Below are 3,659 nucleotides of genomic sequence, written 5' to 3'. Positions count from 1 at the left end.
GTGAGGTGAGGCAGGAATTGGGCGTCGTCGGTGGCGGCGCCCGAATAAAGGAATGACATTGCAGGCCCCGCCACCTTGAAGGGGGCGGGGCCTGAATGACTCATCGGGCGATGGATGGATATCCGCCGCAAGTGGTCCTGGGCGACGTGGAAGCTAACGAACGTCCGGGGCTGTCAAGGTCGAGCATTGGCCCGAGTGAAGACCACCGCCCGCCCGGCGTGCGCCGATCGCTTTGCCGATCAGGAGCAGGGCGGGGTCCCTGTCGCCGATGGTGCGCGTCAGGAAGCCCAGCGCGTCGAGGCGACCGGTGATCAGCCTTTCGGTCGGTAGCGAGACGTTCACCGCGATCATCACCGGCGTTTCGGGCGGCATGCCCGCCGCGATCAGCCGGCGTGCGATCTCCGGCGCGGCGGCGCGGCCCATATAGACGGCCAGCGTCGCATCGGGGGCGGCGAGTGCCTGCCAGTCGAGCGACAGGGGCTCGCCCTCCCGCAAATGCGCGGTGACCAGGGTCAGACGGCGTGACAGGCCGCGCAGGGTCAGCGAGATGCTGCCCGAGGCCGCCGCCGCGCTCGCCGCCGTGATGCCGGGGCAGACCTGGACCGCGATCCCGGCGGCGCGGCAGGCGTCGATCTCCTCGGTCGAACGGCCGAAGATCGACGGGTCGCCGCCCTTCAACCGGACGACGCGCTTTCCCGACAGTGCTGCTGCAACGATCAGGCTGTCGATCGTGCCCTGGTCCTTGGAGTGGCGGCCCGAGCGCTTGCCGACGCTGTAGATTTCGGTCGTGTCGGGGATCAGCGCCAGGATGCCGGGTCCGACCAGCGCGTCGTAAAAGACGATATCGGCGGCGGCGATCAGCCGTTCGGCCTTGCGGGTCAGCAGGTCGGGATCGCCCGGCCCCGCGCCGACCAGCCAGACCGAACCGGCGGGAAAATCATCCATGCGCATGGGCGGGCTCCTGGGTTTCGGCGAGCAGGCGGGCGAGGGCGGGGCGGCACGATCCGCAATTGGTGCCCGCACCCAGCGCCGCGCCGATGGCGGCGACGTCGGCGAGTTGCTGGTCGCGGATGGCGGAGACGATCGTGCGGACTCCGATGTCGAAACAGGCACAGACGATCGCGCCGCGTTCGAACTGGGCACCGGGCGCGCGACCGGCGAGGATATTGGGGGCCACGTCGGCCGCGCTCAATTGCGTGATCAACCAGTCGCGGCCGGGCAGTTCGCCGCATTCGGTGACGAACAGGACGGCGGCGAGCCTGTGCTCGGCGATCACGGCGACGCGGCGCGATCCGCGCGCGGGGTCGCTGGCCTCGATCCGCTGCCCCTTGGGGAGCATGGCGTCCAGCGTTACCGGATCGCCGTCACCCGCCACCTCCCACAGCCAGCCGCCGGGGACCGCGATGCGCGTCGCCCAGAGGCAGTCCGGCGGCGTATTCGCCTCACCCGACAAGATGGCGAAGCCGCGCCAGCGGGTCGCGACGGGCGCGATGCTGGCGGGAGTGCGCTTGAAGCCGGGCTGGCCTGAATAGGGGTCGGTCAGCGGTCGCGGCAACAGGCCGGTGCGCCCGCCGGTGGCGGTGCGGTCGGTCCAGTGGATCGGCACGAACAGCTCGCCTGGCCGCTGGCTGGCGACGACCGACACGCGGTACAGGCTTTCCCCCTGCGGCGTGCCGACGCGCGCCAAGCCGCCATCGGTCAGGTCCAGCCGTGCGGCATCGTCGGGGTGGACCTCGACCAAGGGTTCCTCGCGGTGGCGCGCCAGCTTGGGGGCGAGGCCGGTGCGGGTCATCGTATGCCAGTGGTCGCGATAACGCCCGGTGTTGAGCGTCATCGGCCAGTCGCGCAAGGGGGCCGGGATCGGCTTCTGCACGACCGGCACCAGCCGTGCGCGACCGTCCGGCGTCGGGAAACGGCCATCGGCGAAGGGCGTGCCGCCCCAGCGGAACGGTTCCATCGCGTCATATTCGGCATGGCCGCCGCTCGACCGGCCGGGCAGCGCGAACAGGCGGGTGCCGTCATTCTCATAGGCGGACAGGCGGCAATGCTCGCGCCAGATCTCGGCGGGGCGGTCATAGGAAAAGGCGGTCTTCCAGCCCATGCGGCGGCCGACTTCCTTGACGATCCACCAGTCGGGCCTGGCCTCGCCGGGCAGGGGGAGGAACGCACGCTGGCGGCTGATCGTGCGGTCGCTATTGGTGACGGTGCCGTCCTTCTCGCCCCAGGCGGCGGCGGGCAGGCGGACATGCGCATAGGTGGAACTGTCGGTCTCGGCGATCACGTCGCTGACCACGACGAAGGGGCAGGCGGCCAGCGCCTCGCGTACCGAACCGGCATCGGGCATCGACACGGCGGGGTTGGTCGCCATGATCCACAGCGCCTTGATCCGGCCCTGGCCCAGTTCGCGGAACAGATCGACCGCCTTGAGCCCCGGCTTGGAGGCGATGCCGGGGGAGGCCCAGAAACGCTGCACCCGCGCGCGGTTGTCTGGCGCGAAATCCATATGCGCCGCCAGCGTCGAGGCGAGCCCGCCCACTTCGCGCCCGCCCATCGCATTGGGCTGGCCGGTGATCGAGAAGGGAGCCGCGCCCGGTTTGCCGATCCGCCCCGTCGCGAGGTGCAGGTTGAGGATCGCGTTGACCTGATCGGTGCCGGCGGTCGACTGGTTGATGCCCTGGCTGAACAGCGTGACGGTGCGCGGGGTGGCGGCGAACCATTCGTAGAAGCGACGCAGGTCGGCGGGGGCGACGTCGCAGGTCTTGGCGACCGACCAGAGATCGCTGCCTTTGTCCAGCACGGTCCAGAAATCCTCGGGCACGGTGAGCGAGGCGCTGAGGAAATCCTCGTCCACCACCCCCGCCGTCCGCGCCCAGGCGAGCGCGCCGTTCATCAGCGCCACGTCGCTGCCCGGCCGGATCGCGAGGTGGAGGTCGGCCTGTTCCGCCGTCTCGGTACGGCGCGGGTCGATCACCACCAGCTTCGCGCCCGCGTCGCAGCGCGCACGGATGCGCTGATAGACGATCGGGTGGCACCAGGCGGTATTGCTGCCGACCAGCACGATCAGGTCGGCGGCGTCGATGTCCTCATAGGAGGCGGGCACCACGTCCTCGCCGAACGCGCGATTGTGGCCCGCGACCGCGCTCGACATGCAGAGGCGCGAATTGGTGTCGATGTTCGCGGAGCCGATGAACCCCTTCATCAGCTTGTTGGCGACGTAATAGTCTTCGGTGAGCAACTGGCCCGAGACGTAGAAGGCGACGCTGTCGGGGCCGTGCTGCGCGATGGTGTCGCGGAAGCGCTTGGCCACGAGGTCGAGCGCCTTGTCCCACGACGCGCGGCGCTTGCCGATCATCGGGTGGAGCAGGCGGCCCTCCAGCCCGACCGTCTCGCCCAGATGGGTGCCCTTGGAACAGAGCCTGCCGCGATTGGCGGGGTGGTCGGGATCGCCCTCGATCCTGACCTGCCGGTCGCCGGTCACGGTCGCGCGGATGCCGCAGCCGACGCCGCAATAGGCGCAGGTGGTGCGGATCGTCATACGTCATTCCTCCCCTGCAAGGGGAGGGGGACCGCGCCCGACAGGGCGTGGTGGAGGGGTGTCGCGCTATGGGGAGGTCGACACCCCTCCGTCAGGCCTTCGGCCTGCCACCTCCCCTTGCAGG

Annotated in this window: 2 protein-coding genes; both read right to left on the bottom strand. The window is 70.1% G+C overall.

Annotated elements, in window-relative coordinates; genetic code table 11:
• Positions 1-153: 153 nt before the first annotated feature.
• Positions 154-945 (bottom strand): uroporphyrinogen-III C-methyltransferase, encoded by a 792-nt coding sequence (cobA, locus tag QE379_RS15355; RefSeq protein ID WP_373461863.1) that lies wholly within the window; start codon positions 943-945, stop codon positions 154-156.
• On the bottom strand, positions 938-3,535 hold the full coding sequence (locus QE379_RS15350) for a nitrate reductase (RefSeq protein ID WP_307001828.1): 2,598 nt from the start codon (positions 3,533-3,535) through the stop codon (positions 938-940). Before QE379_RS15350 ends, cobA begins: the two co-directional genes overlap by 8 nt.
• Positions 3,536-3,659: the final 124 nt, after the last annotated feature.

Origin of the sequence: Sphingomonas sp. SORGH_AS_0879 (assembly GCF_030819175.1) — a bacterium.
GTDB lineage: Bacteria > Pseudomonadota > Alphaproteobacteria > Sphingomonadales > Sphingomonadaceae > Sphingomonas.
The sequence above is the reverse complement of the archived record's forward strand: the minus strand, read 5'-3'. Positions and strand labels throughout refer to the sequence as shown.